We start from the raw sequence: 25,511 nt of genomic DNA, 5'->3' as shown, positions 1-25,511 counted from the left end.
GATGAAGCTTAAATTCAAACATCAGCCCTATCAGGCTGCCGCCGTGCAGGCGGTCGTAGATATTTTTCAGGGGCAGCCACCGGCCTCTAATGCAGCCATGAGCTATCGCCTTGACCCTGGTAATACCAAAAACGGCATGGGTGATCTGTTTGCGCTAGATACCGGTTTTAAAAATGCTGAGCTAACCCTCAGTGAGGATACCTTACGGGAGAACATCCAACTGGCCCAGCGTCAGCAAAACCTGCCGTTGTCGAAGGACTTGGTTAAGACTGAGGTCGCCAAGTTAAATCTTGATATCGAGATGGAAACAGGTACGGGCAAGACCTACTGCTACATCAAAACAATCTTCGAGCTGAACAAACAGTACGGCTGGAGCAAGTTCGTCATAGTGGTACCGAGCATTGCTATCCGCGAAGGCGTGGTCAAGTCGTTGGAAATCACGGCTGAGCACTTTCAGGAGACCTACCACAAGAAGGCGCGCTTCTTTATTTACAACTCTAAGCAGCTACACCATCTTGAGAGTTTTTCTTCCGATGCCGGTATCAATGTCATGGTGATCAACGTACAAGCGTTTAACGCCACCGGCAAAGATAATCGCCGCATCTACGAAGCGCTCGATGATTTTCAGTCACGTCGCCCGATCGATGTGATCAGCGCAAACCGGCCCATCTTGATCCTCGATGAGCCACAGCGGATGGAGGGGAGCAAGACGCTGGATTCCCTCGCAAATTTCAAACCGCTGATGGTGTTGCGCTATTCCGCTACCCACAAGACCACACACAACAAGATCCACCGCCTGGATGCGCTTGATGCCTACAACCAGAAGCTGGTGAAGAAGATTGAGGTGCGCGGGATCTCGGTGAAGGGACTGGCGGGAACCAATGCCTATTTCTATTTACAAGCCATCGAAATCTCAAACAAAAAACCGCCAGTCGCGGTTGTGGAGTTCGAACAGAAACTCAGCGGTGGCAACATCAAGCGCGTCACCCGCAAGCTGGGCAAAGGTGACAATCTGTTTGTGCTATCGAACGAGCTGGATCAATACCGCGATGGGTTTGTGGTATCGGACATAAATGCCAATACGGACACCTTGAGCTTTACCAATGGCGAAGAGCTGACGGTGGGTGATGCGACTGGTGATATTTCCGAGATAGCGCTGCGCCGTATTCAGATCCGTGAGACGATCAAGGCGCACTTTGACAAGGAGATGGAGCTCTTCGATAAAGGGGTGAAGGTCCTATCGTTGTTCTTTATCGACGAAGTAGCCCGATACCGGGACTACTCTGCTGCCGATGAAAAAGGCGAGTACGCAAAAATCTTTGAAGAGGAGTACGCTAAGCATCTTCAAGAAGCCTTTGATAATGGGTTTATGGAGGGGGATGCCCCTTATGCTAAATATCTACGCCGCATTGCGGCCGATAAGACGCACAGCGGCTACTTTTCCATCGACAAGAAGAGCAAGCGCCTTACCGATCCCAAGGTCGCTGCGCGCGGTGAAAATGCGGGCTTGTCGGATGATGTAGATGCTTATGATCTGATCCTCAAAGACAAGGAACGGTTATTATCACTAGCTGAGCCGGTGCGTTTTATCTTCTCACACTCGGCCTTGCGTGAGGGCTGGGATAACCCGAACGTGTTTGTTATCTGCATGCTCAAGCATAGTGATAACACCATTTCACGCCGCCAAGAGGTCGGGCGCGGCCTGCGTTTGTCCGTTAATCAAAATGGTGATCGCATGGATCACCCGTCCATTGTTCATGACATTAACGTACTGACAGTCGTGGCCAGCGAAAGTTACAAGGACTTCGTGACCGCCTTGCAGAAGGACATTAGCGAGTCCTTGTCAGCTCGTCCGCGTGTGGCGGACAAGGCCTACTTCACGGGCAAGATGCTGAACACGAAGGAAGGCCCGATTACGGTATCGGACGACCAGGCCACGGACATCGAGTTTTATCTGATCCAGAACGGCTACGTCGATAAGAAACGCAATATCACGGAGAAGTACCATCAAGCTAAGAAAGACGGCACGCTGGAGGCATTGCCGGATGAACTGCAGCCCTATGCAGAGCAGATATTCCAGCTGATTGATAGCGTATTCAGCGAAAGCCAACTCATGCAGATAGACGATGGTCGCAAGCCCAAAAGACTGCAGACCAACGCCAACTTTGAAAAGCAGGAATTCAAGGCGCTGTGGGGGCGAATCAATCGCAAGGCTACTTACAACGTGTTGTTTGATGATGTTGAGCTAGTGAACAATGCGATCAAGGCGCTCAATGACAAGAATGCTGGGTTGCGAGTGACGCCGTTGCAATACACTATTCACCGTGGCGAACAGGCTGATACGGCAACTTACGATGACCTCAAAAAGGGTAATGCCTTCGAGTTGAAAGTTACCGAAACAGAATCGCACAACGCCTCCATCCACTCCGCTGTGCAGTACGATCTGATTGGCAAGTTAGCAGAGGGGACTTTGCTTACAAGACGAACCGTTGCCGAAATTCTAAAAGGCCTTAATGCTGACATCTTCGCACAATTCAAGAGTAACCCGGAAAGCTTCATCGCCGAAGCCATTCGCTTGGTCAACGAACAAAAGGCCAATGTCATCATCGAGCATCTGGCTTATGACACGCTAGAAGACAAGTTTGATTTGGACATCTTTACCACGGGTCAGAGCAAACAGGATCTCAGTAAGGCTGGGAATAAATTGCAAAATCACATCTATGATTACGTGCTTACCGACTCTGCGATTGAGCGCAAGTTCGTCGAAGAGTTGGATACCAGCAAGGATGTGGTGGTATATGCCAAGTTACCACGTGGTTTTCTGATCCCAACCCCAGTCGGCGATTACAACCCCGACTGGGCCATTTCCTTTAAAGAAGGCTCGGTCAAGCATGTGTATTTCGTTGCTGAGACCAAGGGCTCGATGTCGTCACTGGATTTACGGCCTATCGAAGCCACCAAGATAAAATGTGCCCGTAAGTTCTTCGATGAGATCAATAATAAGTTTGCTCCAGAAAACGTGAAGTATGACGTAGTGGATAGCTTCGGTAAGCTGATGGAAGTGGTGAAGTAAGATACAAAGGATTGGTCATGTGGTGGGGAGATTATGGCGTACACAAATTGCCACCTATACACATGGCCACATCTGAGCTTTCATCCGGCATCTATTGTTTGCGTTTGTAATACGGCGTTAGTTCTCATCTGAGAACGGCCGTGTAATGCTTTGAGGTAAGATGCTTAGCTACGATTAGCTTATCTGAGCGCGCGAAGCAGCAGACTGAACCAGTGTCTGAGGAACATGCAGTCATCGGCAATATTAGCATGACGATAATGGGCGGCTTAACGTTTATCTTCGGACTTGAATCCGCCTAAAACAAAAAGGAAATGAGCTAATGATCCTCAGGGATACGCGAAAAACTTGTCAAGGAGCCAACCAGAATACCCAACTCCAACCAGCAAATGCGATTGTTGAGCAGGCATTGTAGTCATGGGAACTGTATCCTATCAGGTAAAAAAAACGCGGATGCTGCTAGAGCAGCGCCTCGCTATACCGTCATACCAGCGCCCCTACAAGTGGCAACAAAAACACGTCAATCAACTAATTGATGATGTGTTAACCCACCGAAATAATCAGAGCTACCGCCTTGGGACTGTGGTGTTGCACAGGGATAAATTAAAGCCAGCTTATGCAGGTGAGCTCGATATCGTTGATGGTCAGCAGCGCCTTCTGACCTTAACCTTGCTTTGCTCAGTGCTCGATCAGAGTGGTGAGTTTTCAACGCCCCTGTTGGAACAATCTTTTGCTTCAAGGGTTAGCATCAATAACCTTGAGAACAATGCCAAAGTCATTGAGAACCGCCTTGTGGGACTCAATTATAACGAACGCAAAACACTCCTTCACTTCGTGTGTGACAAGTGTGAACTAATCGAAGTGACACTCGATGATTTGAGCGAAGCCTTTCAGTTTTTCGACTCGCAAAATGCTAGGGGGAAGGCCCTCGCGCCCCATGACTTGCTAAAGGCATACCATTTGCGCGAAATGATGGATGCTACAGAGCAAGCGGAACGACTACACCACGTTAGCCTGTGGGAGCAAGGAGTCAGTCCGGATGATGAATCCACTAACCTTCACCTCATTATGGGCGAGTATTTGTTCCGCCTGCGCCGATGGCTGGATGGCGATTATGGCGTGCAGTTCAGCCGCCACAATCTTGAGGTGTTCAAAGGCGTCAACCTCTCCACTTCTGATTACCACTATCTGCAGTCCCTGCTCGCCCTAGATTTTGCGGTTGAGCACTACAATAATGACCCTATCAGGAAGTGGGACAAGCAGAATAAACCTTATCCGTTTCAGGTTAATCAGTTAATAATTAACGGAAAGCGCTTTTTTGAGTATATCCAGCACTATAAATCCCTGCATCACACCCTATTTGAAGGTGACAACGCGCTGCTTGGCAATTTCTTAAAAAAACATACCCGTTACGCTGGCAGTTCACGCAAAGGGGATATGTATATTAAAAATCTCTTTATGTGTGCAGTGATGGCCTATTACGATAAGTTTGGCGGGTGATGCTGCCAACTTACTGATTTAGTGTATGATGGTGTTTTTGAGGTGCTCCAGTGGCTTCTGTTTCTATCAGCTGTCCCTCCTGTTCAGCTACTGACGGGGTGGTGCGTAACGGCAAAAGCGCCGCCGGACATCAGCGCTATCTCTGCTCTCACTGCCGTAAAACATGGCAACTGCAGTTCACTTACACCTCTTCTCAACCCGGTACGCACCAGAAAATCATTGATATGGCCATGAATGGCGTTGGATGCCGGGCAACCGCCAGCATTATGGGCGTTGGCCTCAACACGATTTTACGTCACTTAAAAAACTCAGGCCGCAGTCGGTAACCTCGCGCATACAGCCGGGCAGTGACGTCATCGTCTGCGCGGAAATGGACGAACAGTGGGGCTATGTCGGGGCTAAATCGCGCCAGCGCTGGCTGTTTTACGCGTATGACAGGCTCCGGAAGACGGTTGTTGCGCACGTATTCGGTGAACGCACTATGGCGACGCTGGGGCGTCTTATGAGCCTGCTGTCACCCTTTGACGTGGTGATATGGATGACGGATGGCTGGCCGCTGTATGAATCCCGCCTGAAGGGAAAGCTGCACGTAATCAGCAAGCGATATACGCAGCGAATTGAGCGGCATAACCTGAATCTGAGGCAGCACCTGGCACGGCTGGGACGGAAGTCGCTGTCGTTCTCAAAATCGGTGGAGCTGCATGACAAAGTCATCGGGCATTATCTGAACATAAAACACTATCAATAAGTTGGAGTCATTACCGAATAATGAGAACGTCAATATGCCCGTAAATCGTCATTATTTACGGGCCAGGATAGGTTACATACGCATACCGACCGCCAGACGATTAAAGGCATTCATCAAACTGATGGCAAAGGTCATATCACTTATCTGTTCAGCGCTGAAGTGTGCCAGCAACGGCTGATAAACGTGGTCTTCGGCATGATTCTCAGCAACATGCGTCAGATCTTCAGCCCATGCCAGCGCCGCACGCTCAGCTTCGCTGAAGTGATTGCTCACTCGCCAGCCTGCCAGCGCATCCAACTTAATTTGTTCAACGCCAGATTTACGCAGCGCCTGGCTGTGCATCTCAAGGCAAAACGCACAGCCGTTAATCTGTGAAACCCGTAAATAAAGCAGTTCAAGCAGCGTGCGTTCCAGCGAACTTTTTTCCAGCGCGATACTCGCTTGAACCAGCCCCGCATACACGGCTGGGCTCAGTTCACTATAGGGTTGGCGTAATACAGTCATGATGTCACTCCTCGTTCAAGATGAAACCAAAATAGCACTATAATGGTCTTAAAAAGATAGCCATATTGAGCGTAATAAATAAGACCATGAAATCAGAAAGCATACCGCGTTATCAGCAGATCGCCCGGCAACTTAAGGCGGCGATTGAGCAAGGAGAACTGAATTCCGGCAAGCGCTTACCTTCGAGTCGGATGTATGCGCAGGAGCTGGGTGTTTCCCGTGTTACGGTCGAGAATGCTTACGGCGAATTGGTGGCGCAGGGTTGGCTTGAGCGGCGGGGACAAGCGGGGACGTTTGTAAGCGATCACTTAACGCTACCTTCCGTGGACGCACAGCCGCTTGGCTTTGGGGGAGAGCAACCCCGGCCGCAACCTTTTCAGTTAGGATTACCCGCACTGGATCTCTTTCCCCGTGGACTGTGGGCGAGAGTGATGGGGCGGCGACTGCGTACACAAACCCGATACGATCTTGCCCTTGGCGATGTTTGCGGCGAAATGACCTTGCGCCAGGCGCTGGTCGAATATTTACGCTTGTCGCGCAGTATTGAGTGTCAGGCTGAACAGGTGTTTATCACTTCTGGTTACGCAGCGTCTATCAGCCTTATCCTTCGGTCACTCGGCGGGCGTGGTGAGTCAATGTGGGTGGAGGACCCGGGTTTTCCGTTGATCCGCCCGGTGATTGAGCAAGAAGGGGTAACGCTATGCCCGGTGCCGGTTGATGCACAGGGTATGGACGTCGAGTGGGCTATCCAGCAAGACAGAGAGGCGCGCTTTGCGTTGCTGACGCCTGCTCACCAAAGCCCTACCGGCGCGGCTCTGTCGCTCCCCAGACGTCGACAGTTGCTTGATTGGGCGGCCCATCATAAAGCGTGGATTATTGAAGATGACTATGACAGCGAATTCCGCTACCAGGGAAAACCGCTGCCGCCGCTGAAAAGCCTGGATGCACCGCAACGGGTTCTCTATGCGGGTACGTTCAGTAAATCGCTGTTTCCGGCGCTGCGTACCGCCTGGCTGGTGGTTCCCTTGCCACTCGTGGAGACGTTTCGCCAACAGGCGCAGCATCTGGCGTGTCCGGTGCCGCTGATTATGCAACAAACGCTGGCAGACTTTATGCGCGAGGGACATTTCTGGCGGCACCTGAAGAAAATGCGAGTCCATTATGCCCAACGTCGTCGCTGGCTTGAAGACGCGTTGGTGGCGCACGGTTTTCAGGTGGTGGAACAATTGGGCGGTATCCAACTGCTGGTGGCGGTAAACGGTAACGATCGAGCAATGGCACTAAGCGCAAGGCGTGCTGGGTTGGCTGTGCAGGCGGTAAATGACTGGCGTCTGGGCAGCGAAGGTCCGGCTGGGCTTATTATGAGCTTCACCAATATCATGACTCGAGCTATGGCGGATACGCAGGTTTCAGCACTCAGGGCTGCCATAAAATAAAGCCCCGGATTATTGGCATAATCCGGGGCAGACGCGTTTTTATTATCTACATCATTGTGGTTATATTATCGACGGCATCCTAATAATATGCCAACAAATATCCCCACTGCCGCGGCAGCGCTCACACTTTGCCACGGTTTATCGTGAATATAGCTGTCTGCCGTGTCGGCGACATCATGCACGCTTTGATGTAGACGGCTGCGGCCGTTTATGCGGGCGCGCGTTTCACTCAGCAATGTTTTTGCTTTGCGACGTGCGGTCTCTACTTCATCTTTATTATCGCTGGCCCAGCTCTTTAGAACATCCTCAAGGCTGTCGGCTAATTGACTGACGTCACTCTGAATATCCTGAACTTCGTCATCAGCGTCATTGCGATTTAGTGACTTAAACATTATAGCCTCCACGAATTTTGATGGAACGTTAAGTGTAGGACATCCGGGATAATTTGCCGTTAATTTATGTGTTTGTGGAATTATCTGAAAGCGAGGCGAATACTGATTACGGTAAGGTGGCGATGCAGTAAAAGATGACGAGGATAAAATATGTATTTACGACCTGACGAGGTGGCGCGCGTTCTTGAAAAGGCGGGCTTTACCATGGATGCGGTAACCGCGAAGGCCTACGGCTATCGCCGTGGTGAAAACTATGTTTACGTTAACCGCGAAGCAAGAATGGGGCGTACTGCGCTTATCATTCACCCGGCCCTGAAAGAACGCAGCTTTAAATATGCTGACCCGGCTTCTGACATAAAAGCCTGCGATCACTATGAACAATTCCCACTGTATCTTGGTGGGGCGATTGAGCAGCATTACGGAATTCCGCACGGCTTCAGTTCAAGGCTGGCGCTGGAGCGTTTTTTAGATGGACTATTTGGCGAGAACGCATAAATAAATGACTGGCCTGGCCAGTCATTTATTTCAATTCGATCAGGCTTTTACCTGCGTGTACTGTGCAACACGGAACAGGCGGCGACAAAAATCGAGGAAGTAGCCGTAAGCGGCCCCCATCACCAGTGAAATCACCGCATTAGAACTGACTGCTGCCACAATCTGGTGCCAGTCAGCCCCAACGCTCAGCAGAATCAGCACGTATACCGGAGACTGGAAGGTCACATAGGCTACGGGATCGGCTAACCGTTTCATCCAACTTGCAGGGCTGATGCGCCCAGCTTGCCGCATGATGAAGTCACGATAGGTACCGTATGGCCAGGCAATAATAATGTTGACTGGGATAGCGACCAGACGGGATGAAAGTGACTGTTCAAAGGTCATTCCTGAGAGAAAAATTTCAATCATCATGTTCACGACGGAACAGTAGACCACCATGGCGAAAGTGTCTGCTGCCGCATGACGCAGGCGTGACTGCGCAGAGAACATCGGTATGCTCCTCGAAAATGAACGGTTAACACAAAGATAAGTGTGTTTTCTGGCGTTTTGGGTTGGTTTAATTGACGTGTATAGATTATCCATCTGGATTAAAACAAACAACTAGTGAAAGATTTTTATTTAATGCGTTTTTGTCAATAAAATACTCTGTTTGTGAACGAATGATGTTCGCCGCGCTATTTTTGTTTTCATGCGTTTATTTTTTTATATAAATCATTGAGTTGGATTTTGTTTCGGATTGGTGAAAAAAGATGTGTTGTGGTGTTTTTTTCGAGAAAGATTGGCGGGGCGTTTTTTATTGTGATTTTTATCACATTTGGATTTTTTGACCGGGTTTGTGCGTGATAATTAGAATTAAATTCCAATTAAACGATTTATAAAGTATGCGTTATTTATGGGTATTCATTCACTTTGAGGGGCGGTGAGTCTGGCCCACCGCCGGGCGAAATCAGCAGACGCCAAAATCACCGTCTTCCTGATACGGTGCAACATCCACGTTTTTCAGCGTGTACTGCTTACCGTGTTCATCGCTAGCCTGCACGGCCACAATGCTATCTTCATGTGCTTCAATGACTTTCAATTTTGGCCCACCCATTTTCGGTTGAACCAGATCGCCAGGTGCAAACATTTACGTGCTCCTTTGTTATTCAGTGCATTAATACCTTAGCAGGGATGTCGATAAATGGCTGGCAGCATTAGCGTCGATTCCACGGCATGATGGCAAGCAGTCGCGCCATACCGCAAAAACCGGTGATGCCCGCAAAGGTCAAACCGGCACCCACGAACCCGCTTAACAGGAAAAACGCGTTAGATACGCTGTAGCCAAGCACGACGCCCAGTAAAATTAGCACGCCAGCAGCAATCTGTACCTGACGCATAAGGGGTAGAGGTTGTGAGGTATCCTTCACGGTTGTCAGTCCCGCCTGTCGCCAGGCATCAATGCCACCGTCGACAATTTTTATCTGCGCTGGCGCGGCGGCCGCAATCAGCCGCGACAGATTGTTGCGGGTGCGGTTTCCCGACTGGCAGTGAAAGATGACGACGGAATCCACCGTTGCCTGAAGCGTCGCTCCCTGTTCCATCGCACTTAGCGGAAACAAGCGGGCCGCTGGAATATGCTCGCGAGCGTATTCATCGGCATCGCGAATATCAATTAAGGTGGCGCCTTGCTCAACGAGAGCAAGGGCCGCTTTAGGAGAGACGTTTTCGGCGGTCATTTTATCATTCCTTTAGGGCGAACCACGCTTTTTAGGGCGTGACAACCGGAGTGTCAGACGAGTTATGCTGCCCGTCAGTCTACTCCATTTTACCCCCCCAGGGTTAACGCGTGGCACCATCAGTCAGCCGGCGGCAGGGCGTGTAAAATACGCTGTGCTTCATCTACCGTCAGTGAGTAATCAAAAAATCGCTGGTAAAAATCCTGTGTGATTTTGGCGATATCCACGCCTTTGAAACGTTGCGGATGCAGCATTTTCGCGGCCCACTGGATCTGCAATGCGCTTTCGGTACCGTAACGATCCCATGGGAAAACGCCCGCTGGATTCTGTAGCACCATACCGTTTTTCACCGCCTTAAGCCCTGAGAACAGCTCAGCGTAGGGGGAGTCAGCCAGCGTGCCGCTGTGTGCGCCGAGAATAATGATATCGGGTTGCCAGGCGAGCACCTGCTCCGGTGAAACCTCTTTCATGTTTCCCTTGATCTCTACCGCGGCATTTTCCCCGCCTGCGAGCTTAATCCAGGTGTCTATCAACGTATGGCTGCCATCAACTTTTAGCGGTTTCAATGACTGAATATGCAGGACGCGCGGACGCTGTGCGCTGGTCAGATTTTGCGTTTTGCGCTGAACATCATCCAGCGCCGACTGTAGATACTGGTTGTAGGCTTTTGCGCGTCCACGCGCATCGGCCGTTCCCAAAACGTCAGCGGTGGTGGTCACTGACTTCATCAGTGATGGGTAGTCGGTAAAGGCCATTTCAAGCGTGGGTAGCCCCGCCTGGCGATAGCCTTCGGCTTTATCGTTACCTTTTGAGGTAAAGACAACATCCACCCGCTTCGCCAGCAGGCTTTCGGGGTTAAAGGTGGTGCCGCGAACCTGCAACGCTTGATGTAACGTTGGCGTAATTTTAAACATCCATGGCTGACTTTCGGGATGGTTAACGGTGGCGACAATTTGACTTCCTGCCCCCAACGTCATGAGTACCGAATGGTGCGCGAACCAGCCGTCGGCAATGGCATTAACCTTGTCGGGAACGGTGACAGTGTGGCTAGCATCATCCACCACCTGGCGCGTGGCCAGGGCGGGGAAGGCCAGCCACGCGCAGAGTAACCACGCATGGCGACGCTTCATTATATTGGCTCCTTAAAAATCAATCTGCATGGAAAGCTGGGCCTGACGTGGCGCGCCAAGCTGAGCGCTGGCGTTGCCCGCGCCGGTATAACCGGTTAGCGCGCCCGGCACCACGTTTGTCCAGTAGTGGCGGTTAGCCAGGTTAGTGACATCCAGTCGGAAGGTCACCGGCGTGTTAGAGATCCGCGTGGCATAACTGCCGCCAACATCTACGGTGGTATAGCTGCCAACCCAGCTGTCATTGGCGTTATCGGTGGCGCGACGACCTACGTAGCGCACGTTGGTATCCACATCGACCCCCGGCAGTTGTTCAATGCTATAGACTGCCAACATACTGGCGGTGAAGCGCGGTAGACCTACCACTTGTTTACCGTTAGCACTGGCAGTACTGGTATCGTGCAGACGGGGATTCAGCCAGGTGGCGCCACCGAATAAACGTAAATTCCGGGTAGCGTGACCGTCCGCCATCAACTCTAGCCCACGATTTTTCTGGGTTCCGTCCTCAGCGAAGTTACCGTCTTCGTTGGTATAAGCGAATGGACGCTTTGCCTGGAACAAGGCAGCGGAGAGTAGCAAATCGTTTATTGGCGCATATTTTGCGCCGACCTCAATTTGCTGGCTGCGATACGGGTTGAGCACCTGACCTGCGTTACTCGCGCCCGCAGGTGCGGTATCGCCCTGCTGCATGCTGTCGGCCCAGGTCGTATACAGCGTCACGTTGTCGACGGGCTTGTACATCAGACTGGCGGAACCGCTGGCGCCGCTGTCTTTGTTATCGCTGGTCTGCTTGCCTGTTTTGTTGTAATTGCTGACGGTAAACAGGTTTTCGCTTCCGGACAGCAGCAGGCTCCATTGCGGGCTGAAATGCAGCGTATCGCTCAGCAGGAAGGCATGCTGAGTGGTCGTTGCGGACTGATAGCGGGTGTTAAAATCAGGATACGGCGGACGTGGATAAACTGGACTATCGTCAAGCGAGGATTTACCCAGTGTAAATGTGCCGCCGTTAACCGGGTTGTAGTTCTTCCATACAAAGCCACGGACACCAGCGCTGATATCGTGGCTTAGCCAACCGGTATCGACGCTGCCTGTCAGGTTTGCCATATAGCTATTGATGGTAAAACGGCTGGCGGCGGAGTTAGCGGTGGTGGTGGTGTAGTTGCCGTGGTTATCGGTCAGCATATTGGTCACCGTTGTGGATTCACGGTCGGCAATCTGGCGCAACACGCCAACATCAAGTAGCCAGTTACCGTCGAAATCGTGCTTCAGATGCAGGCTAGCCGTAGTAGTTTCATCATCGTTCCCGGCATAGCTCTGACCATATTTCGATTTTGTTGGGTCAAGCGGAGAGGGGAAGTGCACGCCTTTTGCCAGCGCAAACGATCCGGGCATCCCTTTTTCATAATAGTGGTAGTAGCTGAAATTACTCTCCAGCACCGTTTTATCGGTGAGCTGGAAATCCAGCCCCAGACTCGCCAACTGGCGGCGTTTATGGCTGCCACTGGTGTAGCCGTGGCCTTCATCGTTGAGTAGGTTGAGGCGGTATTTGACTCGGTCTCCTGCATCGATTGGGCCGCCAAAATCCAGCGCGGTCAACGTACCGTTGCCGGTACTGCCGCCAACGGTAAGCCGATGTAACGGGGTATCCGTCGGGCGTTTTGAGACCAGGTTAAACATCCCGGCCGGATTTGCGGGCCCATACAATGAACCGGCCAGGCCGCTTAATACTTCCACGCTTTGAAACTGCTCGGCGGCGTATTCGGTGGTGGAGACGGCGTTCAGACCGTCAATCATTTGGTTTTGTACCACGCTACCCTGCATCCCGCGCGTTTGTGGACGCACGCCGTCGCCTTGCACCGACGGCATATAGCGATAGACATCTTTGACGCTTTTCAGCTGCTGCTGACTGATAAGCGGGGCAGACAGGGTTTGCACCGACCAGGGAACGTCAATCAATGCCCGTTTACCCAGATTGCCGAGGGTGGCCTGTTTTTCAGCCGCCGGTGTTTCCTGTGAGCTGCTGTCGGCAGTTGGGTTGGCGGAAACGACCATGGTGTCGTCAGCATAGCCTGCTTTGCTGATGGCCAGACACGAAAAGGCAAGCAACCCCGTGGCTAAAGGTATTTTTTTATGATTAAACATATTTAAATTCAATTTGTTAACAGAAAGACTGGTGGTAACGGAGCTACCATCTACGCATGAGGGGAACAGCTATTGTTATTTGTGTGATGATTATCATGAGAGTAATCGCTGTATATGTCAATATATAGCGTGGTGGTAGGGGGAGAGGATGAAAAGGGGTAGCGGGGGCGCTAAAGATAAAAAAAGCCGGATGTTTCCATCCGGCTTTTTCATTGAAAATAAACGAATTATTCGCTGGCTTTCTTCTCAAGTGACTCAGCACCGGCCTTGGTTTTATCCCAGCCTTCCTGAGCGCCTTTTTTAGTGGCATCCCACCCTTTTTGGGAGGTCTCTTTGGTTTTATTCCAGCCTTTCTGGGTTCCTTCTTTGGTGGCATCCCACCCTTTTTCGGTTCCCTCTTTGGCTTTATTCCAGTTTCTCTGCGCGCCTTCGCTGACCTGGCTGCCTACGCTGTCACTTTTGCCTTCCGCTGCGTGCTTAGACTTCAGCTTCAGTTCTTCACCCTGGTTTTGGGCCTGATGCAATTTCTCTTTTGCCGTATTGGCATTGGCCTGTGCGGCAGCAACCGTTTCATCTGTAGCGTGTGTGGTCGCGGCAAAAACAGGAGAAGCCAGCAGAAGAGCAGAAAGTGCAATTATTGTAGTTTTCATTAAAAATCCTCATCAGTTTGTGAGCATGAGAAAGCATGACACAGACATTCTGATGAGGCTTTAGGAATAAACTGTAATTGAATCATGGCGTTTCTGAAGGGCTGTCGCAGAAGTTAGTTTCCCACCGTGAATAACGGAGCGGTGCGGTGCACGCACATTAATCTTCTGTCAGCCACATTTCTGCTTCTTCAAACATCTCCTGAACGGCGCGGCTAATTTGCTCTTTCTCATGTTTGCTGGCATCAGTGTTGATACCGGGCAGCGTCATCATTGGTTTAACGCGTACGTCTGCATCTGGGAAAATGCGATGCACTCGTTTTGTTAATTCATTGAGAATAGTTTCTTTTGCGCCGGGAAGACCTTCAAAATTACGTTTGTCATAAACGAGCTCGACGAACATGTTTCTATCATCCTTTAGTTAGGTAACCTGGGTGTATTTATACTGTGTTTTTATCCAGTGTCAAGTGTGGTGGGGTGATACGATGTAAGTGTTTTTGCTGTTTTCACTGCTGGGCAGTTAGGTGTTGTAAGAGTTGAAAAAGAGGTTTTAGAGGGGGGGGCGGTAAGTTGCGGGTACAAAAAAGCCCACAGGCTTACACCGTGCGGGCTTTCAGGACTTCGTATCAGGCTCTGGTGACCATCAACAAAGGATTTTGGTGGGCTGGCGGAGTCTGAATTGGTGCTGTAATTCATTGAAATAAATTAGCTAACTTCTAATTCAACTTTTCTTTGGTGCCTATATAGGTGCCTAAAAATTTTTTCACCCCTTTTTGCTCAGTAAAGAGGTGGGTTGCGGAAAGAAAACTGACACTACTTAAGTTCTCATTTCCCTCATAGCCCGTCTGGCTTTTAGAATATCTACAGCAGTAATAAAAGGCGACTGTTCTTGCCAGCTAAACCCCTTACGATCGATGCGAACCAGTTCGTATTTTTCCACCAGAAAATTAACGGCATCGGCTAAAGAGATACCGGCATCGATATGTTCCTTAATCACAGTTTCATCACTGAATGGCGTGTCATTCAGTGTCAGGCCATAGTGCTGTTCCAGCAAACGTGTCAGTAACATTTGCCAGACAGCCACGGGTGACAGGCAGTGCTTCACCGCCCGCTGAGTTGTTGCAGGTAAAGTTTTCATATTTGCTCTCGTGAAGGTAATTAACGCTGAGTGAGGTAAATGGCGATGTATATGTAGCCGCAACTGCCAAGGGTGTCGGCTTCGCAGGTAAAACCGTTGTGATACAGGGTGACGCAGTGGGCATGATGGGGGCTGAGTTCACCGGTGGTCAGCATCGATTCCATCTGGCGGATAAAGTGCGGGAATGTTTCATCCAGCTTCCGGCATTCGGCGTCACTGAACTTGCCGGTGATGCTGGCCCGGTCAGCCAGATAATGCATCCGGTTCCCCTCCTGCACCAGACGGGCTCCCAGGCGCGGCGTGATAGCCCGCTGCAGGCCCCAGATGATGTGGGTCATGGCGGCTCTCCTTTTATTGTCAGCTCAGGGTGATGCTCATCAGGCAGGTATACGGTCCATTGCGGTCCTGGCGGCGTTCGGCGTATACCGCGAGGACACCTGCGATATCCGGAACGTCCCTGCCGGTGTAATGACAGACGCTACCGTGCCACTGATATTTTCCACTGCAGTAGCGAAAGATCCGGGACTGCGGATGCTGGCGGTATATCGTCATTGCCCGGCGTTTACTGATAATTTTCATGTCATACCTCACAGCAGACCGTGTTCTGCGAACGAATAGACTTGCCTGCCGCCGACAATCAAGTGGTCAGGGACGCGGATATCCACCAGCTGAAGCACCTGTACCAGTCGCTGCGTGAGGGTTTTGTCGGCCTGGCTGGGGGGTGTCTCACCAGAGGGATGATTGTGCGCGAGTATTACTGCTGCGGCATTGAAGTGCAGAGCACGTTTGACCACTTCCCGGGGATGGACTTCAGTACGATTAATCGTGCCAGTGAAGAGCGTTTCATGGGCAATCAACTGATTCTGGTTGTCCAGGTACAACACCCGGAACTCTTCCCGCTCAAGTGCGGCCATATGCAGTCGCAGCCATTCACGGACAGCATGTGAGGAGGTGAAGGCCACGCCGGGCTCATACAGATGCCGGTCCAGTGCCCTGAGCGCCCGCTGAATGAGACGCCGGTCCTCTGGCGTCATCTCGCCGGGTAACAAGGAAAGCTGTTTCATTCATTGTTCCTCCGGTCAGTCGATGATGCGCAGAATGGCGTGGGCCTCAGGATGCTGCAGGGCGTAATCCCGCAGGCGGTAATAATGCTCCGTCATGGCATCGCATTCGGTGCGGCAGGCGTGATAGCTGTATTCAATCAGGCAGACCGCGATACCTGCGGCTTCAGCACTCATATCCGCACCATTACCGTTCATGCCGTTGAACAGATGCCATTTATCACAACCGTCAGCATCAGGGGCCATAAACGCGCCGCCATTACTGAGTGTGTAAAAGGACCAGATACCACCGCTGTACTCATCACAGAAGCGCTCCATCCAGGCGAAAATACGGGGTTCCAGCGTTATCCACTGCGGGATAGCGCCAAAGTACAGCGGCCAGAAATCGAGACGTTGTTCGTCAGGTACTGGTGTTGCAGTAAGGTCAAATTGAGGTTCATTAGCGGACATCAATTCGTATTGTGTTTGTGTCGTCATGGATATTCTCCGTCATTAAAAACGCCAGCGACGATGGCTGGCGTATGGGAAATAAAGGACATGCAGGGATGATGAATGGGTGTGGTCAACAGGAGGATGCTCTGAGGATGCCGTATTGCCGGATATAGCGGTTAAGTCCTTCACCGGTATCCGTTTCAAAGCTCCACGCCCGCCAGACCATTCGACCTTCAGAGTCACGAACCACCAGGCGGAAGTGGCTACCCTGGTCGTCTTCAATAGCGATATTTTGATACCGGCGGGTAACCGCTTCGGCCTGCTGCCGGGTGAACTGTCCCGATGGCAACATATGAGATTCAGACATTGGGTGTACCTTAAAAGCAAAAGCCCCTGACGCAGACGCGTCAGGGGCTGTGGGTGTATGCAGGTGTGGGATGATTATCAGTAACCGGTTTGTACCTTATACAGCTGCAGGGTTTTACTGCCCCGGACAATTTTCACATACAAGGCATTATCTTTTGTGCCGCGCACAAACTCGGCCTGTACATCGCCCTTACAGTCACCACCGTCGTAAGTAATGTTGACACCGGTCTGGCGCACTAGGTCGATAACCCCGAAGCTTAAGTCTTCACAGGCCGGGCCCGGCAGGTCCTGAATCAGGGCAAATTTATGGTCGTCGCTGATGCCGGTCAGTGAGCACATGGAGGTGTTGATGTCGTTTCCCTGGCACCAGTACTCCTGGCCGGGATTGTCCTTATCCATCAGGCTTGCCGGAAGCTGAGCGGCACCGGCACTGAAGGCGGCAAGTGACAGAATGAGGGCGGGTACAGCAGAGGTCATTATTTTCAGCATGGTCTTCTTCCTGAATTAATCCAGCCCGCTGTCGGGCAAAATAAGAGAGGTTGATATCAGGTGTTATCAGAAGCGCCGGTAGCGAAACAGCTCTTTGCCCTGGTAAAGTGCCACCAGGTCGTCATATTCAGGCTTTTTCTGGTTAGGCTTAAAGGTCACTACCGTGCCCGGACGGCACAGGTCTTTTACGGTGAGACCGAATTTCTTGTCCGGAGTAATGGTGAATCCCTTCGACACATCGTTGTGCATGATAGTTATCCAGCCCCACAGGCCGCCTTCGCAGTCTTTAAAAGGTGCTGAACGCACCGTAACCATACCGCCCTTACGGTCAGCGAACATGGCTTCACACTTCCCCATGACCTGACGATGGGCATCACACCAGAAAATATTCCCGTCGTTGTCATTAACTACCGCAGGTAGCGTCCGGTTGTAAGATTGTGCCTGAACGCCTGTGCAGAGCAGCAGGCTGCCTGTAATGCTCAGTATCTTAAGCAGTGTTTTCATTATGTTATTCCTCAAAGGGGTCGATATCCGCAGGTGATGGTTCAGGCCATCACCGTCAGAATTAACATCACCAGCCATACCCAGAAGTAAGCCGGTTTCTGCCTGAGGGCTTTCGCCCGTCGCCACAGATAGAACGGTACCAGCCAGGCCAGTTTGCCGAACGTGGTGGTGTCCACTCCGGCCTTACGCAGACGTCGCTCATCGAGATACCCCAATGCGATATTGAGCAGCAGCGTGATAAACCAGTACTGCCCGCCCGAGACGGCCTCATACGCTTCCTCAAACGCCATCCCGTTCAGCCCTGCCGTCCACAACTCCAGCGCGTAGCCAATGAAGGGAGCAAATGCCAGCGTCCACACCACACCGCCCGGAATACGGTGCCCCGGCAGTGCGGGCGGGATGTTACTTTGCTGCAGAACTGCTGCAAGCGGCGTGGCGGAGACCGGTTGCCATTCCGTCATGCCCTGTCGCCATACCAGCGTGGTTGCCGTCAGTTCACCGCGCACAATCAGGCCGGTGATATCATCTTCGGTCACATTGTCGTGACGTACCCCATTTTTCTCGTAATGCCAGTTCATTGTCTTTCCTTATCAATAATGCCTGTTAAGCCAGGACCTCACCGGACTCTCCGTCATGAGAGGACAGTGACAGTACCTGCCGGATACAGCGGAAGTGCGGAAGCGCCCGGATAAAGTCTGCCTGCGAGGTTAACTGGCTGAGACGTTTACGCGGAGTGAAGGGAGTGTTCAGGATTGTCACTGCATGAATGGCTGTGAGGGCATGCACGGTGATATGTCCGTTCAGTTCACCAGTGAGATACCAGCAACCGTCGATGGATATCAGACGGTACGGGGCCAGTCCGTCACAGCGTTCACCATCAGCAAGCAGCAATACGCGCTGACTGCCGGTGATTGCGCTGACCAGCCGATAAAATACCAGCGGGCTGGTGGCCGTTATCGGCTGTGGTGACTGCCACACTAGGCAGGGGGTTCCATCCGATGCCAGTAGTGCGCCCGCCAGACGCCGGTCCAGCCCTGGAAAAATACCGGCCAGCCCGGCCCGGTATGCAAAAGTCAGCACATCCAGTTCACCCTGCGGACCGGTGCAGGTCCGCAGGCGATAGCATCCCTGATGACATTCGAGGTCCAGATACATCAGTCGTTCGCGAAAATCCCGGTACAGGGTGCGGACCGACACATCAAACTCGGTCGCCAGTTTTTGCATCTCTAACGTTTCACCCGCCACAAGACGGCTGATAATCAGCGACAGCCTGACCGCCAGCCTGTCGTAGCGGCGCTCTGTCAGTGGCATGGATGTTCCTCCGCATTGTTAACTAACTGAAAGAAATAAGATTCTAAAGGAGAGGGTTGACAGGATATGTCCACGACTTGAATTAATTTGGAAAGCGCATGAAGCCTGTGATTATCAGGCCTGCGCGGATTTCGGATGATTTAACTGGCAAGTTCTGTGCGCCCGAAATGACAGGGTGTGTCATTTATTCACATTTTCATAACCATGCCAGAGGTGAAATGTGAACTCACACAGGGCGGAACCCACTTAGCATGGCTTCCGCCATCACCCACAGCGCACGGTTAAGCTTCACATCTCCGTCGATACCGCGTACGGCGCGGGTATGTGTTCGCACGCCTTTTGCACTCCGCCCACTGAGCCCGCCCTTAATCAGGTTCTCCTGAATACGCTGGTATATGGTCCACAGATCATTGCTCTCATCCTGCCAGCGGCGTGGGGAGAGTATCTGAGGTGCTGTCACCGGCTGGTGGTCCTCACCGAAACGGTACGTCAGTGCAGCCTGTGCTAGAGCCTGTTGTGCAGGCGGGGGCAGTATCAGCGACTGCATGGCATCACGTTTTTCTTCCACACGGTCAAAGATCCCCAGTACTTCATACGCTCCCTCAATCACCTGACTCACGACATCTCCTTTGTGCGGCACCCGTACCTCGCCAAACGACTCACCGCAGACGAGTCCGTTCTGGCATACCGCGCGGAATAATCCCGGCAACATCTGATACGAGCTGGAGCCGTCGTGAGAATTGAGCAGAATAATTTCCGGGACCTGTTTGCCGGTAATTTGCCCCTCCCTACGCAGACGCAGCATGTGCTTTGTATGCTCGCGGCGACCAGGGTCTCTCACTCGAGTCTGGCAGGCAAAGAAGGGCTGAAAGCCTTCGCGCTGCAGACTGTCCAGCAGGGATATGGTGGGTATGTAGGTGTATTTTTCACTACGTGACTTGTGTTTGTCCTCACTGAACACACTTGGTACCACGCGATACAACTCTTCACGGGTTAGCGGACGATCACGACGAATAAGATTTGCTGCGCCAAAGCGCGAAGCCAGACGGGTCATAAACAGACTCCTAAGGATGGGTAAATAAAGACAAAAAAGCCCTGTCGCATAGTCGCGGCAGGGCTAAGGAAACAACGAGTAAGGGGTTAAGTAGTAAGGGGTTAAGTATTCAGAAGAAAAAACTCCAGACAGCACGAGCGACCGATACCACGGTGTCACGTACAGCCTGGATAATTGTCCGAACCGGGGCCGGTATCTGGGGCAAGCTGCTTATCGTGTCCAACACCGAGCCGACCGTTTCACCAAAATCGTCACGGGCTTTTTTATTAACGGCATCGGTGCGAAGTGGAGCTCTAAGCTGTACTGTCACCGGACTACTGGCCTCCCGTGGCAGGCAACGAATCATCCGTTCAGCCATCACCCGAAGCCCCCATTGCAGACGAACTGACACCGCGCAGACCGGGTTTACTGGCTGGAACAGTTCATGCAATAGGCAGATTTTGCGGCTGATGTTTTGTTTCTGTTCAGTAGATAATTTATTGCCACTGCTGGTGGGTTCGACCTTATCCGACTGGCTGATAACAAATAACATCTTATGCCGATATGCCTCACCAATTACCTTACGGTAAAAATGCTCATCCACCGCCAGCGCCCGATCATCGGCTTTAATGAGCCATAACACCAGATCGAGCCGGGGGAGTTGTTCGCGGTACAGTGCGGCGTACTCTGTATCCCGCCGCTCAGACTCCCCTATGCCGGGTAAATCCACCAGTGTCATAAAGCGCTTTTCCACCTGCAGGCGAAAGCGTAAGGGTTCACGTGTGCAGGCGGTCACATCGCTGACGGGTGAAATCTCACCTGAAAACAGGGCATTACATAAGCTGCTCTTGCCCGAGCCAGTTTTGCCCATAATGCCAATCACTGGTTCATAGTGAGTAAGCTGGTTTATCTGCTGCAGAATGCGCTCAGACATCCATTGTGGAAGGCCCGATAAAGAGTTCTGCAGAGGCTGCAGACCTTCAGAATTATTCATCACTATTCCTCTGAAAAATAAAGCTTAACGAGAGAACAAAAGGGCTCTCTCGTTAAGGTGTGTATTCAGTGAAATGATATATATCTAACTATTTTTAAAATATTGGTGTCTTCTTTGAACAAAAAGCAGCGGTAGAGACATGTTAATAATCTCTACAGAGAAGTATGGTCTTCGGACATGGGGCCATTCTAAAGGACCAACGCCACAGTAAAGTGCTTTGGTTCTAAGCCGTTATCATTTTTAGTGTATAAAGTTAATCTAAGGGCTTTTGAGCCTGATTCTAATTGCCTTTCTAATGTTGAATTGATTGTGTTCAAAGTGAGTTGACTGCATTCGAGTAACTTGTTGCATGAGAATATGAGCTTGGTTTTCAAGGAAAAATATTGTGGAAGGATTTGAAGAAGTACTCCCGATGAAAGGTATGTTTACGCCGTTAGCTGTACGCCAGGAGCTTAAGCAGATGTTCATGCGCTGGTTGCCCACCCCCTGCTACTCCCGCGCGGCTCCTGGGTCGGGAGAAAAAATGAATGGGGTGGAGTTGCTCAGCCTGTGCGAACATTTTCGTTTTGAGTATCCCGGTGAAGCGAAAGATCTGGCAAAAAGCTGGGATGAATCGGAAGAACGGAAGGCTGATAGCGGTCCGGTTTTCGACGAACTCGTCAGTCAGGGTTGGGTTTTCTTTGATGGTGGTCGCTGGATCATGCAGGGAGCCCCGATGGGAACGCTTTCTCTCATCAGTTACCCAAGTCCGAGTACAAAAATTTTTCTTGAGAATCTCAGCAAGCCCCGGCTTATTGCAAAAACTGAGCTGCAGCCTGTGGAGGTTCTTGCACTCGCAGAAAAAATTCGTGCTGAGTTTTGTCTCGAACAGCATATTCCGGTTGAAAGCCCTGAATGGTTTCTTAGCCGGTTATGGGAACGGCTTTGCCCTACCGGCGCTGTTCAACCAGAAAATGTAATGGCTTTACTGCCGGAATCTGTGTCGGAAGAAATCAGGGGCGATACATTATCATCATTAAAAGAGACTAATGACGACGCAGTGGACTTCGCTTTCCTCGAGTGGACTGCATGGTGTCATGCCATTGAAGGTTACGGGACGTGGGACAGCCAGTGGACACCCTCACAACAGCGCTTTTGTCATGAAGCGGCGCACCGTGCTCTGTCTCGTCAGACGCTGTGGGGCAAGTGGGAATGTGATCTTGCTCGTTATGTAGACGTACTGCAAAAGACGTATGTGATCCCAGCAGAAAAGTTGCGCTTCGCAGGCCGAGTGCCAAAGATGCCACCCATTACCAGTGTGGCGAGGGCCGACTGGCTTGCAAGTCGTGAAGGTGAGTCCGTAATGATGGAACGACTTATGGCGCAACGGCACGGTCCCACTACGGTCAACTTTGCGTTTAGTCTTCTGTGTTCTGAACTTGAAAAGACCGATATCGGGACTGGCATCCTGGCTGCAGCTGAAGCAATTCTGTCTTTCGCGGTGAATCATCCAATGGCGATGTTGCAACTCCATTTCCGTGTCAATGCCGATCCCGGGCTGCTGGTGGATATGCTTTTATACCCACCCACGGCCTGCCTGGCTGCCAGATGGACTGTCGAGTGGCAGTCAAGGACAGGCAGCAACAATGTACTTAACAGAGGACGTGAAGCTCAGACCAAAACGTTTGCGGTGCAGGATTCTCTGTCAGTCATTGCTTATCATTTAAATGCGAATTCGATAAGCCTTGAGGAGTGCGCGTCATTGATTACCTGGTGTTATACCGGTAATACGGGCATGGGGCGGGTAATTGCTGATCCCAGACGGCACGTCGGTCGTCTGCTTTTTGGGATATTTGCCAGACATGATGAACACGTTCAGTCTGAGTTATTACGCTACTTGGCGGATCTGGTCGCCTATGAGGATAATATACCCCGGGCGTGTTTTTCCGGTGTACTTGATGGGATTAATAGTCTTCCACTAGCCACTGAGGATGCAATGGCGCCTGTTATTGCTCTCTACTCAGAGTTTGCACGCAAGCAGCATCTGGACTGGACAGATGCTTCAGAGTTATCGGCAGATATGGCCGGGCATCTTGTTGCGTCTGCGTGTGCACAAGCTGAGTCTGATCGTAATGCATTTCTGATTCCATTTGATTCTATGGCACTTATTCTTGCTGCTCCAAGCGATGAGGCACTTTCGGTCCGCGCCTCTGTTGCCCGAACAATGAGGACTCACGTGCGCCTGCTCGCACGTGCTGTATCGGGATGGCCTTACGAAAAGATACCTTCAGTCCTCAGCGACGTTCTCAAGACACTGATTTCTCGCGGTGTTATCGAGCATGATCAAAAAGGGAGAATCGGTGCCCTGACGGACAGATATAGCCCCATAACCTATCTGGGTCGGGAAACTGGGTCCCCAGCGCAGGATCTTGCCTCTGCGTGGCGTAAACTAGACAAAAACAATCAGGATGAGTTATTGCAGGCATTCGCGCTATCCGACGATCCCGTTCTTCTCGCCGAGCTATGTCAGTTCCTGCCCGCAACTGCAAAGCTGGGTATTAGAGCAAGATTACAGCAACTCAAGCCAGATGAAGCATCTGTGTTCTGGTCGTGGCCCGAGCTACACCACCGTATAGAAACCTTGTTGATTGCCGGAGAATATCAGCTCGCCCGGGAACATCTGGAGGATGTTAGGGAGAACTTAAGCAGCGCGCCACAACAGTACTGGCTTGCCCTCTTTGCTTTGGAGTTACAACTTTTTTTGAAAGAGGAGAAATGGGATGCGCTGGATAGCGCTACAGTCCCCACGACGCTTAATCCGGCGACAATGCGGCAAGCCAATGATCAACTGGACTTTTACAAAGCGACGTCCCAGCTTTTGAGGCCTAGTGGCGATCTTGTCAGCTCCCGGGCTGAGTTGCAGCGACTTTCCTCACAACCAGGGGCAAGCACGACATACAGGGATAACTATTTTGCTGTGGCTATTCAACAGATTATTGGACCCACTCTTCATTCGCTGAGCGGGGCGGATAAGGTAGCCGGAGAGCGCCTGCTTGGAGAAATTAACAGCGTTATTACTTCAAATAAAGAGCTTGCAAGTAATACATTGCTTGCTAATCGCGCGCATCTCTTATTCGCCTTACAAAGACCGGCGGCGGCCCTAGAAAGCGTAGTTAAACGTCGCAGTGAAGTGCGAAGCTCCGAGTTAGAAATGGTTGTCGTACTTGCAAAATACGAGATGGGGTATCAAGAGGAGGCAATAGCAATTCTTGATTCAGCCATTAAAGAATTTGAAAACGACAAACGTCTTATTGTTCTTAAGGAGGACCTACAAGCAGGTAACATCGCTTCCAGGGGCGCTTCTGCATCGGTTGCTGTTGACTCTATTTCATCCATCCGTGCCGCACTACAGCAGCTTGCTCAGCTCCCTATGTCTTTGGTCGGAGACATTCTTGGCCCACCAGGGATGGGTTTCCGTGGGTATCTTATACGAGAAGTATCCAGAGCGGTTGCTTCACTTCAGCGTATGGCAGGAATGCTGCGCGATAGGAAAAATCCAGCGGATGAAGCAAGGATTGAAAATGATCTTAATAGTGCAGTACGCGAGATTTTGAGCGCATCTCTCGCATTAGCTAAGTGGGATGTTGCTGACCAATCTCTCGGTGGAACAACGGTAAACGGAACTCCCGGCGAAAGAGATGCAGTCATCCGTGTGTCTGGGCAGGAAATATCTGTCTATGAGGCGCTCGTTTGTAAAGGGCTAGATCGGACAAACATCAAGAGCCATTTTGACAAGCTGTTGGCATACGGGACTTGCGACATCTATTTCCACGTTATTTACTCGTACGCAAAGGATGTAAAACCCCTCCTTGAATATGTCAGGAGCATGCTCCAGCATGATATTTTACCAACGCTCTCATACCGTAGTTGCGAGGCATTGACTCCCCCTGATTTTGAGACAAGTGGATATTTAGCGACCTACAGCATCGACCACCGGGAGGTTGCTGTAGTATTCCTGATTGCTGACCTTAAAATCCGTACCGTCTGATGAGTGAGGAAGCACCTTTAATGGTACATGCTTAAGTATGGTTGGGCGGTTTTCGTACAAAGCTGCCTGCTAATTCATCCCGCTGTTTACATAGCTAATTTTCCGTTACTGGATGACACAAAGCTAGTAAATGCAAGGCAGTATCAGGACGAAAAATTATCGCATAAAGCTGGAATATTTATGCTCGTCCTGTGCAAGTCTCTATGATTAACATCATGGAAGAAGGCCTGAAGGTCTTCAACCTGTGTAAGGAGGTTTATAACCGATGGAAAAAACAGAGCTCATAGACCCCTTATTGGGGTCGGGTACTGCCGACATTAGTTCAAGACTGGTATTGCCAATGTTGTTTTTTTGGCAATCGAAAGAATGGCCGTCAGCAT

General features: G+C 51.1%; 27 protein-coding genes. 6 read left to right on the top strand and 21 right to left on the bottom strand.

Annotation, left to right across the window (positions count from 1 at the left end; all coding sequences use genetic code 11):
* Window position 1 precedes the first annotated feature (1 nt).
* The 3 genes from HV237_RS03355 (at window position 2) to HV237_RS03345 (ending at window position 5,318) form a co-directional block, all read left to right on the top strand.
* Window positions 2-3,073, top strand: coding sequence for a DEAD/DEAH box helicase family protein (locus HV237_RS03355; protein WP_181541718.1), 3,072 nt, complete (start codon window positions 2-4; stop codon window positions 3,071-3,073).
* A gap of 414 nt (window positions 3,074-3,487) precedes the next feature.
* Window positions 3,488-4,570 carry a DUF262 domain-containing protein gene (locus HV237_RS03350; protein WP_249415299.1) on the top strand — a complete coding sequence of 361 codons (1,083 nt, stop codon included), beginning with the start codon at window positions 3,488-3,490 and terminating at the stop codon, window positions 4,568-4,570.
* A 50-nt stretch (window positions 4,571-4,620) separates the two neighbouring features.
* Window positions 4,621-5,318 (top strand): IS1 family transposase gene (locus HV237_RS03345; RefSeq protein WP_249415298.1). Its coding sequence is split into 2 segments (ribosomal slippage): window positions 4,621-4,870 and window positions 4,870-5,318, totalling 699 coding nucleotides; the frame shifts between segments, so codons are not numbered across the junction.
* 72 nt (window positions 5,319-5,390) lie between these two features.
* On the opposite strand, the gene HV237_RS03340 is transcribed toward HV237_RS03345, so the two are convergent.
* Window positions 5,391-5,822, bottom strand: coding sequence for a carboxymuconolactone decarboxylase family protein (locus HV237_RS03340; protein WP_062779518.1), 432 nt, complete (start codon window positions 5,820-5,822; stop codon window positions 5,391-5,393).
* 101 nt (window positions 5,823-5,923) lie between these two features.
* Between HV237_RS03340 and HV237_RS03335 the strand changes: the two genes are divergently transcribed.
* On the top strand, window positions 5,924-7,258 hold the full coding sequence (locus HV237_RS03335) for a PLP-dependent aminotransferase family protein (RefSeq protein ID WP_181541833.1): 1,335 nt from the start codon (window positions 5,924-5,926) through the stop codon (window positions 7,256-7,258).
* Between the two features lie 65 nt (window positions 7,259-7,323).
* Here the strand turns inward: HV237_RS03335 and HV237_RS03330 are convergent, their stop codons facing one another.
* Window positions 7,324-7,650, bottom strand: a complete 327-nt coding sequence (locus HV237_RS03330; protein ID WP_181541716.1) for a DUF883 family protein — start codon at window positions 7,648-7,650, stop codon at window positions 7,324-7,326.
* A gap of 150 nt (window positions 7,651-7,800) precedes the next feature.
* Between HV237_RS03330 and HV237_RS03325 the strand changes: the two genes are divergently transcribed.
* Window positions 7,801-8,145, top strand: a complete 345-nt coding sequence (locus HV237_RS03325; RefSeq protein WP_153742328.1) for a DUF2002 family protein — start codon at window positions 7,801-7,803, stop codon at window positions 8,143-8,145.
* A gap of 39 nt (window positions 8,146-8,184) precedes the next feature.
* Here the strand turns inward: HV237_RS03325 and HV237_RS03320 are convergent, their stop codons facing one another.
* The 19 genes from HV237_RS03320 to HV237_RS03230 all read right to left on the bottom strand — a co-directional run bounded on the left by HV237_RS03320 (window position 8,185) and on the right by HV237_RS03230 (window position 21,104).
* Entirely contained in the window at window positions 8,185-8,634 is a 450-nt protein-coding gene (locus HV237_RS03320) for an L-alanine exporter AlaE (protein WP_181541714.1), read from the bottom strand.
* Between the two features lie 457 nt (window positions 8,635-9,091).
* Entirely contained in the window at window positions 9,092-9,271 is a 180-nt protein-coding gene (locus HV237_RS03315; protein WP_062779526.1) for a hypothetical protein, read from the bottom strand.
* A gap of 67 nt (window positions 9,272-9,338) precedes the next feature.
* On the bottom strand, window positions 9,339-9,860 hold the full coding sequence (locus HV237_RS03310) for a rhodanese family protein (protein ID WP_181541713.1): 522 nt from the start codon (window positions 9,858-9,860) through the stop codon (window positions 9,339-9,341).
* Between the two features lie 119 nt (window positions 9,861-9,979).
* Window positions 9,980-10,990: an ABC transporter substrate-binding protein gene (locus HV237_RS03305; protein ID WP_181541711.1), complete on the bottom strand. Its 1,011-nt coding sequence runs from the start codon at window positions 10,988-10,990 to the stop codon at window positions 9,980-9,982.
* 12 nt (window positions 10,991-11,002) lie between these two features.
* On the bottom strand, window positions 11,003-13,129 hold the full coding sequence (locus tag HV237_RS03300) for a TonB-dependent siderophore receptor (RefSeq protein ID WP_181541709.1): 2,127 nt from the start codon (window positions 13,127-13,129) through the stop codon (window positions 11,003-11,005).
* Window positions 13,130-13,356: 227 nt separating this feature from the next.
* Window positions 13,357-13,779: a hypothetical protein gene (locus HV237_RS03295; RefSeq protein ID WP_153742333.1), complete on the bottom strand. Its 423-nt coding sequence runs from the start codon at window positions 13,777-13,779 to the stop codon at window positions 13,357-13,359.
* Window positions 13,780-13,936: 157 nt separating this feature from the next.
* Window positions 13,937-14,179 (bottom strand): DinI family protein, encoded by a 243-nt coding sequence (locus HV237_RS03290; RefSeq protein ID WP_153742334.1) that lies wholly within the window; start codon window positions 14,177-14,179, stop codon window positions 13,937-13,939.
* A gap of 414 nt (window positions 14,180-14,593) precedes the next feature.
* Window positions 14,594-14,914 (bottom strand): TA system toxin CbtA family protein, encoded by a 321-nt coding sequence (locus HV237_RS03285; protein ID WP_181541707.1) that lies wholly within the window; start codon window positions 14,912-14,914, stop codon window positions 14,594-14,596.
* Between the two features lie 20 nt (window positions 14,915-14,934).
* Complete coding sequence (locus tag HV237_RS03280; protein WP_181541706.1) at window positions 14,935-15,252, bottom strand: type IV toxin-antitoxin system YeeU family antitoxin; 318 nt, start codon at window positions 15,250-15,252, stop codon at window positions 14,935-14,937.
* 19 nt (window positions 15,253-15,271) lie between these two features.
* Entirely contained in the window at window positions 15,272-15,493 is a 222-nt protein-coding gene (locus HV237_RS03275) for a DUF987 domain-containing protein (RefSeq protein ID WP_181541705.1), read from the bottom strand.
* Between the two features lie 8 nt (window positions 15,494-15,501).
* Window positions 15,502-15,978 carry a RadC family protein gene (locus HV237_RS03270; protein ID WP_181541703.1) on the bottom strand — a complete coding sequence of 159 codons (477 nt, stop codon included), beginning with the start codon at window positions 15,976-15,978 and terminating at the stop codon, window positions 15,502-15,504.
* Window positions 15,979-15,993: 15 nt separating this feature from the next.
* Window positions 15,994-16,452 (bottom strand): antirestriction protein, encoded by a 459-nt coding sequence (locus tag HV237_RS03265; protein ID WP_181541701.1) that lies wholly within the window; start codon window positions 16,450-16,452, stop codon window positions 15,994-15,996.
* Window positions 16,453-16,537: 85 nt separating this feature from the next.
* Complete coding sequence (locus HV237_RS03260) at window positions 16,538-16,774, bottom strand: DUF905 domain-containing protein (RefSeq protein ID WP_181541699.1); 237 nt, start codon at window positions 16,772-16,774, stop codon at window positions 16,538-16,540.
* A gap of 77 nt (window positions 16,775-16,851) precedes the next feature.
* Window positions 16,852-17,262 carry a hypothetical protein gene (locus HV237_RS03255; protein ID WP_181541697.1) on the bottom strand — a complete coding sequence of 137 codons (411 nt, stop codon included), beginning with the start codon at window positions 17,260-17,262 and terminating at the stop codon, window positions 16,852-16,854.
* A 66-nt stretch (window positions 17,263-17,328) separates the two neighbouring features.
* Window positions 17,329-17,766 (bottom strand): hypothetical protein, encoded by a 438-nt coding sequence (locus tag HV237_RS03250; RefSeq protein WP_050150434.1) that lies wholly within the window; start codon window positions 17,764-17,766, stop codon window positions 17,329-17,331.
* A gap of 41 nt (window positions 17,767-17,807) precedes the next feature.
* Complete coding sequence (locus HV237_RS03245; RefSeq protein WP_181541695.1) at window positions 17,808-18,344, bottom strand: DUF4339 domain-containing protein; 537 nt, start codon at window positions 18,342-18,344, stop codon at window positions 17,808-17,810.
* Between the two features lie 25 nt (window positions 18,345-18,369).
* Entirely contained in the window at window positions 18,370-19,077 is a 708-nt protein-coding gene (locus HV237_RS03240) for a transcriptional regulator (protein WP_181541693.1), read from the bottom strand.
* 226 nt (window positions 19,078-19,303) lie between these two features.
* Window positions 19,304-20,131: a DUF932 domain-containing protein gene (locus HV237_RS03235; protein WP_181541692.1), complete on the bottom strand. Its 828-nt coding sequence runs from the start codon at window positions 20,129-20,131 to the stop codon at window positions 19,304-19,306.
* A 109-nt stretch (window positions 20,132-20,240) separates the two neighbouring features.
* Window positions 20,241-21,104, bottom strand: a complete 864-nt coding sequence (locus HV237_RS03230; protein ID WP_181541690.1) for a GTPase family protein — start codon at window positions 21,102-21,104, stop codon at window positions 20,241-20,243.
* 385 nt (window positions 21,105-21,489) lie between these two features.
* Between HV237_RS03230 and HV237_RS03225 the strand changes: the two genes are divergently transcribed.
* On the top strand, window positions 21,490-25,131 hold the full coding sequence (locus HV237_RS03225) for a hypothetical protein (RefSeq protein WP_181541688.1): 3,642 nt from the start codon (window positions 21,490-21,492) through the stop codon (window positions 25,129-25,131).
* Window positions 25,132-25,511: the final 380 nt, after the last annotated feature.

The organism is Citrobacter sp. RHBSTW-00570, assembly GCF_013739755.1.
GTDB classification, from domain to species: Bacteria; Pseudomonadota; Gammaproteobacteria; order Enterobacterales; family Enterobacteriaceae; genus Citrobacter; species Citrobacter braakii.
This window is presented reverse-complemented; position numbering and strand designations above follow the sequence as displayed.

What these genes read in the sequence shown, in the direction of transcription:
- HV237_RS03275 (WP_181541705.1), bottom strand. Translation starts at nt 15,493, where the DNA reads ATGAAAATTATCAGTAAACGCCGGGCAATGACGATATACCGCCAGCAT.
- HV237_RS03245 (WP_181541695.1), bottom strand. Translation starts at nt 18,344, where the DNA reads ATGAACTGGCATTACGAGAAAAATGGGGTACGTCACGACAATGTGACC.
- HV237_RS03230 (WP_181541690.1), bottom strand. Translation starts at nt 21,104, where the DNA reads ATGAATAATTCTGAAGGTCTGCAGCCTCTGCAGAACTCTTTATCGGGC.
- HV237_RS03295 (WP_153742333.1), bottom strand. Translation starts at nt 13,779, where the DNA reads ATGAAAACTACAATAATTGCACTTTCTGCTCTTCTGCTGGCTTCTCCT.
- HV237_RS03355 (WP_181541718.1), top strand. Translation starts at nt 2, where the DNA reads ATGAAGCTTAAATTCAAACATCAGCCCTATCAGGCTGCCGCCGTGCAG.
- HV237_RS03240 (WP_181541693.1), bottom strand. Translation starts at nt 19,077, where the DNA reads ATGCCACTGACAGAGCGCCGCTACGACAGGCTGGCGGTCAGGCTGTCG.
- HV237_RS03330 (WP_181541716.1), bottom strand. Translation starts at nt 7,650, where the DNA reads ATGTTTAAGTCACTAAATCGCAATGACGCTGATGACGAAGTTCAGGAT.
- HV237_RS03300 (WP_181541709.1), bottom strand. Translation starts at nt 13,129, where the DNA reads ATGTTTAATCATAAAAAAATACCTTTAGCCACGGGGTTGCTTGCCTTT.
- HV237_RS03260 (WP_181541699.1), bottom strand. Translation starts at nt 16,774, where the DNA reads ATGTCTGAATCTCATATGTTGCCATCGGGACAGTTCACCCGGCAGCAG.
- HV237_RS03340 (WP_062779518.1), bottom strand. Translation starts at nt 5,822, where the DNA reads ATGACTGTATTACGCCAACCCTATAGTGAACTGAGCCCAGCCGTGTAT.
- HV237_RS03250 (WP_050150434.1), bottom strand. Translation starts at nt 17,766, where the DNA reads ATGAAAACACTGCTTAAGATACTGAGCATTACAGGCAGCCTGCTGCTC.
- HV237_RS03315 (WP_062779526.1), bottom strand. Translation starts at nt 9,271, where the DNA reads ATGTTTGCACCTGGCGATCTGGTTCAACCGAAAATGGGTGGGCCAAAA.
- HV237_RS03325 (WP_153742328.1), top strand. Translation starts at nt 7,801, where the DNA reads ATGTATTTACGACCTGACGAGGTGGCGCGCGTTCTTGAAAAGGCGGGC.
- HV237_RS03290 (WP_153742334.1), bottom strand. Translation starts at nt 14,179, where the DNA reads ATGTTCGTCGAGCTCGTTTATGACAAACGTAATTTTGAAGGTCTTCCC.
- HV237_RS03255 (WP_181541697.1), bottom strand. Translation starts at nt 17,262, where the DNA reads ATGCTGAAAATAATGACCTCTGCTGTACCCGCCCTCATTCTGTCACTT.
- HV237_RS03270 (WP_181541703.1), bottom strand. Translation starts at nt 15,978, where the DNA reads ATGAAACAGCTTTCCTTGTTACCCGGCGAGATGACGCCAGAGGACCGG.
- HV237_RS03305 (WP_181541711.1), bottom strand. Translation starts at nt 10,990, where the DNA reads ATGAAGCGTCGCCATGCGTGGTTACTCTGCGCGTGGCTGGCCTTCCCC.
- HV237_RS03350 (WP_249415299.1), top strand. Translation starts at nt 3,488, where the DNA reads ATGGGAACTGTATCCTATCAGGTAAAAAAAACGCGGATGCTGCTAGAG.
- HV237_RS03265 (WP_181541701.1), bottom strand. Translation starts at nt 16,452, where the DNA reads ATGACGACACAAACACAATACGAATTGATGTCCGCTAATGAACCTCAA.
- HV237_RS03320 (WP_181541714.1), bottom strand. Translation starts at nt 8,634, where the DNA reads ATGTTCTCTGCGCAGTCACGCCTGCGTCATGCGGCAGCAGACACTTTC.
- HV237_RS03235 (WP_181541692.1), bottom strand. Translation starts at nt 20,131, where the DNA reads ATGACCCGTCTGGCTTCGCGCTTTGGCGCAGCAAATCTTATTCGTCGT.
- HV237_RS03285 (WP_181541707.1), bottom strand. Translation starts at nt 14,914, where the DNA reads ATGAAAACTTTACCTGCAACAACTCAGCGGGCGGTGAAGCACTGCCTG.
- HV237_RS03280 (WP_181541706.1), bottom strand. Translation starts at nt 15,252, where the DNA reads ATGACCCACATCATCTGGGGCCTGCAGCGGGCTATCACGCCGCGCCTG.
- HV237_RS03310 (WP_181541713.1), bottom strand. Translation starts at nt 9,860, where the DNA reads ATGACCGCCGAAAACGTCTCTCCTAAAGCGGCCCTTGCTCTCGTTGAG.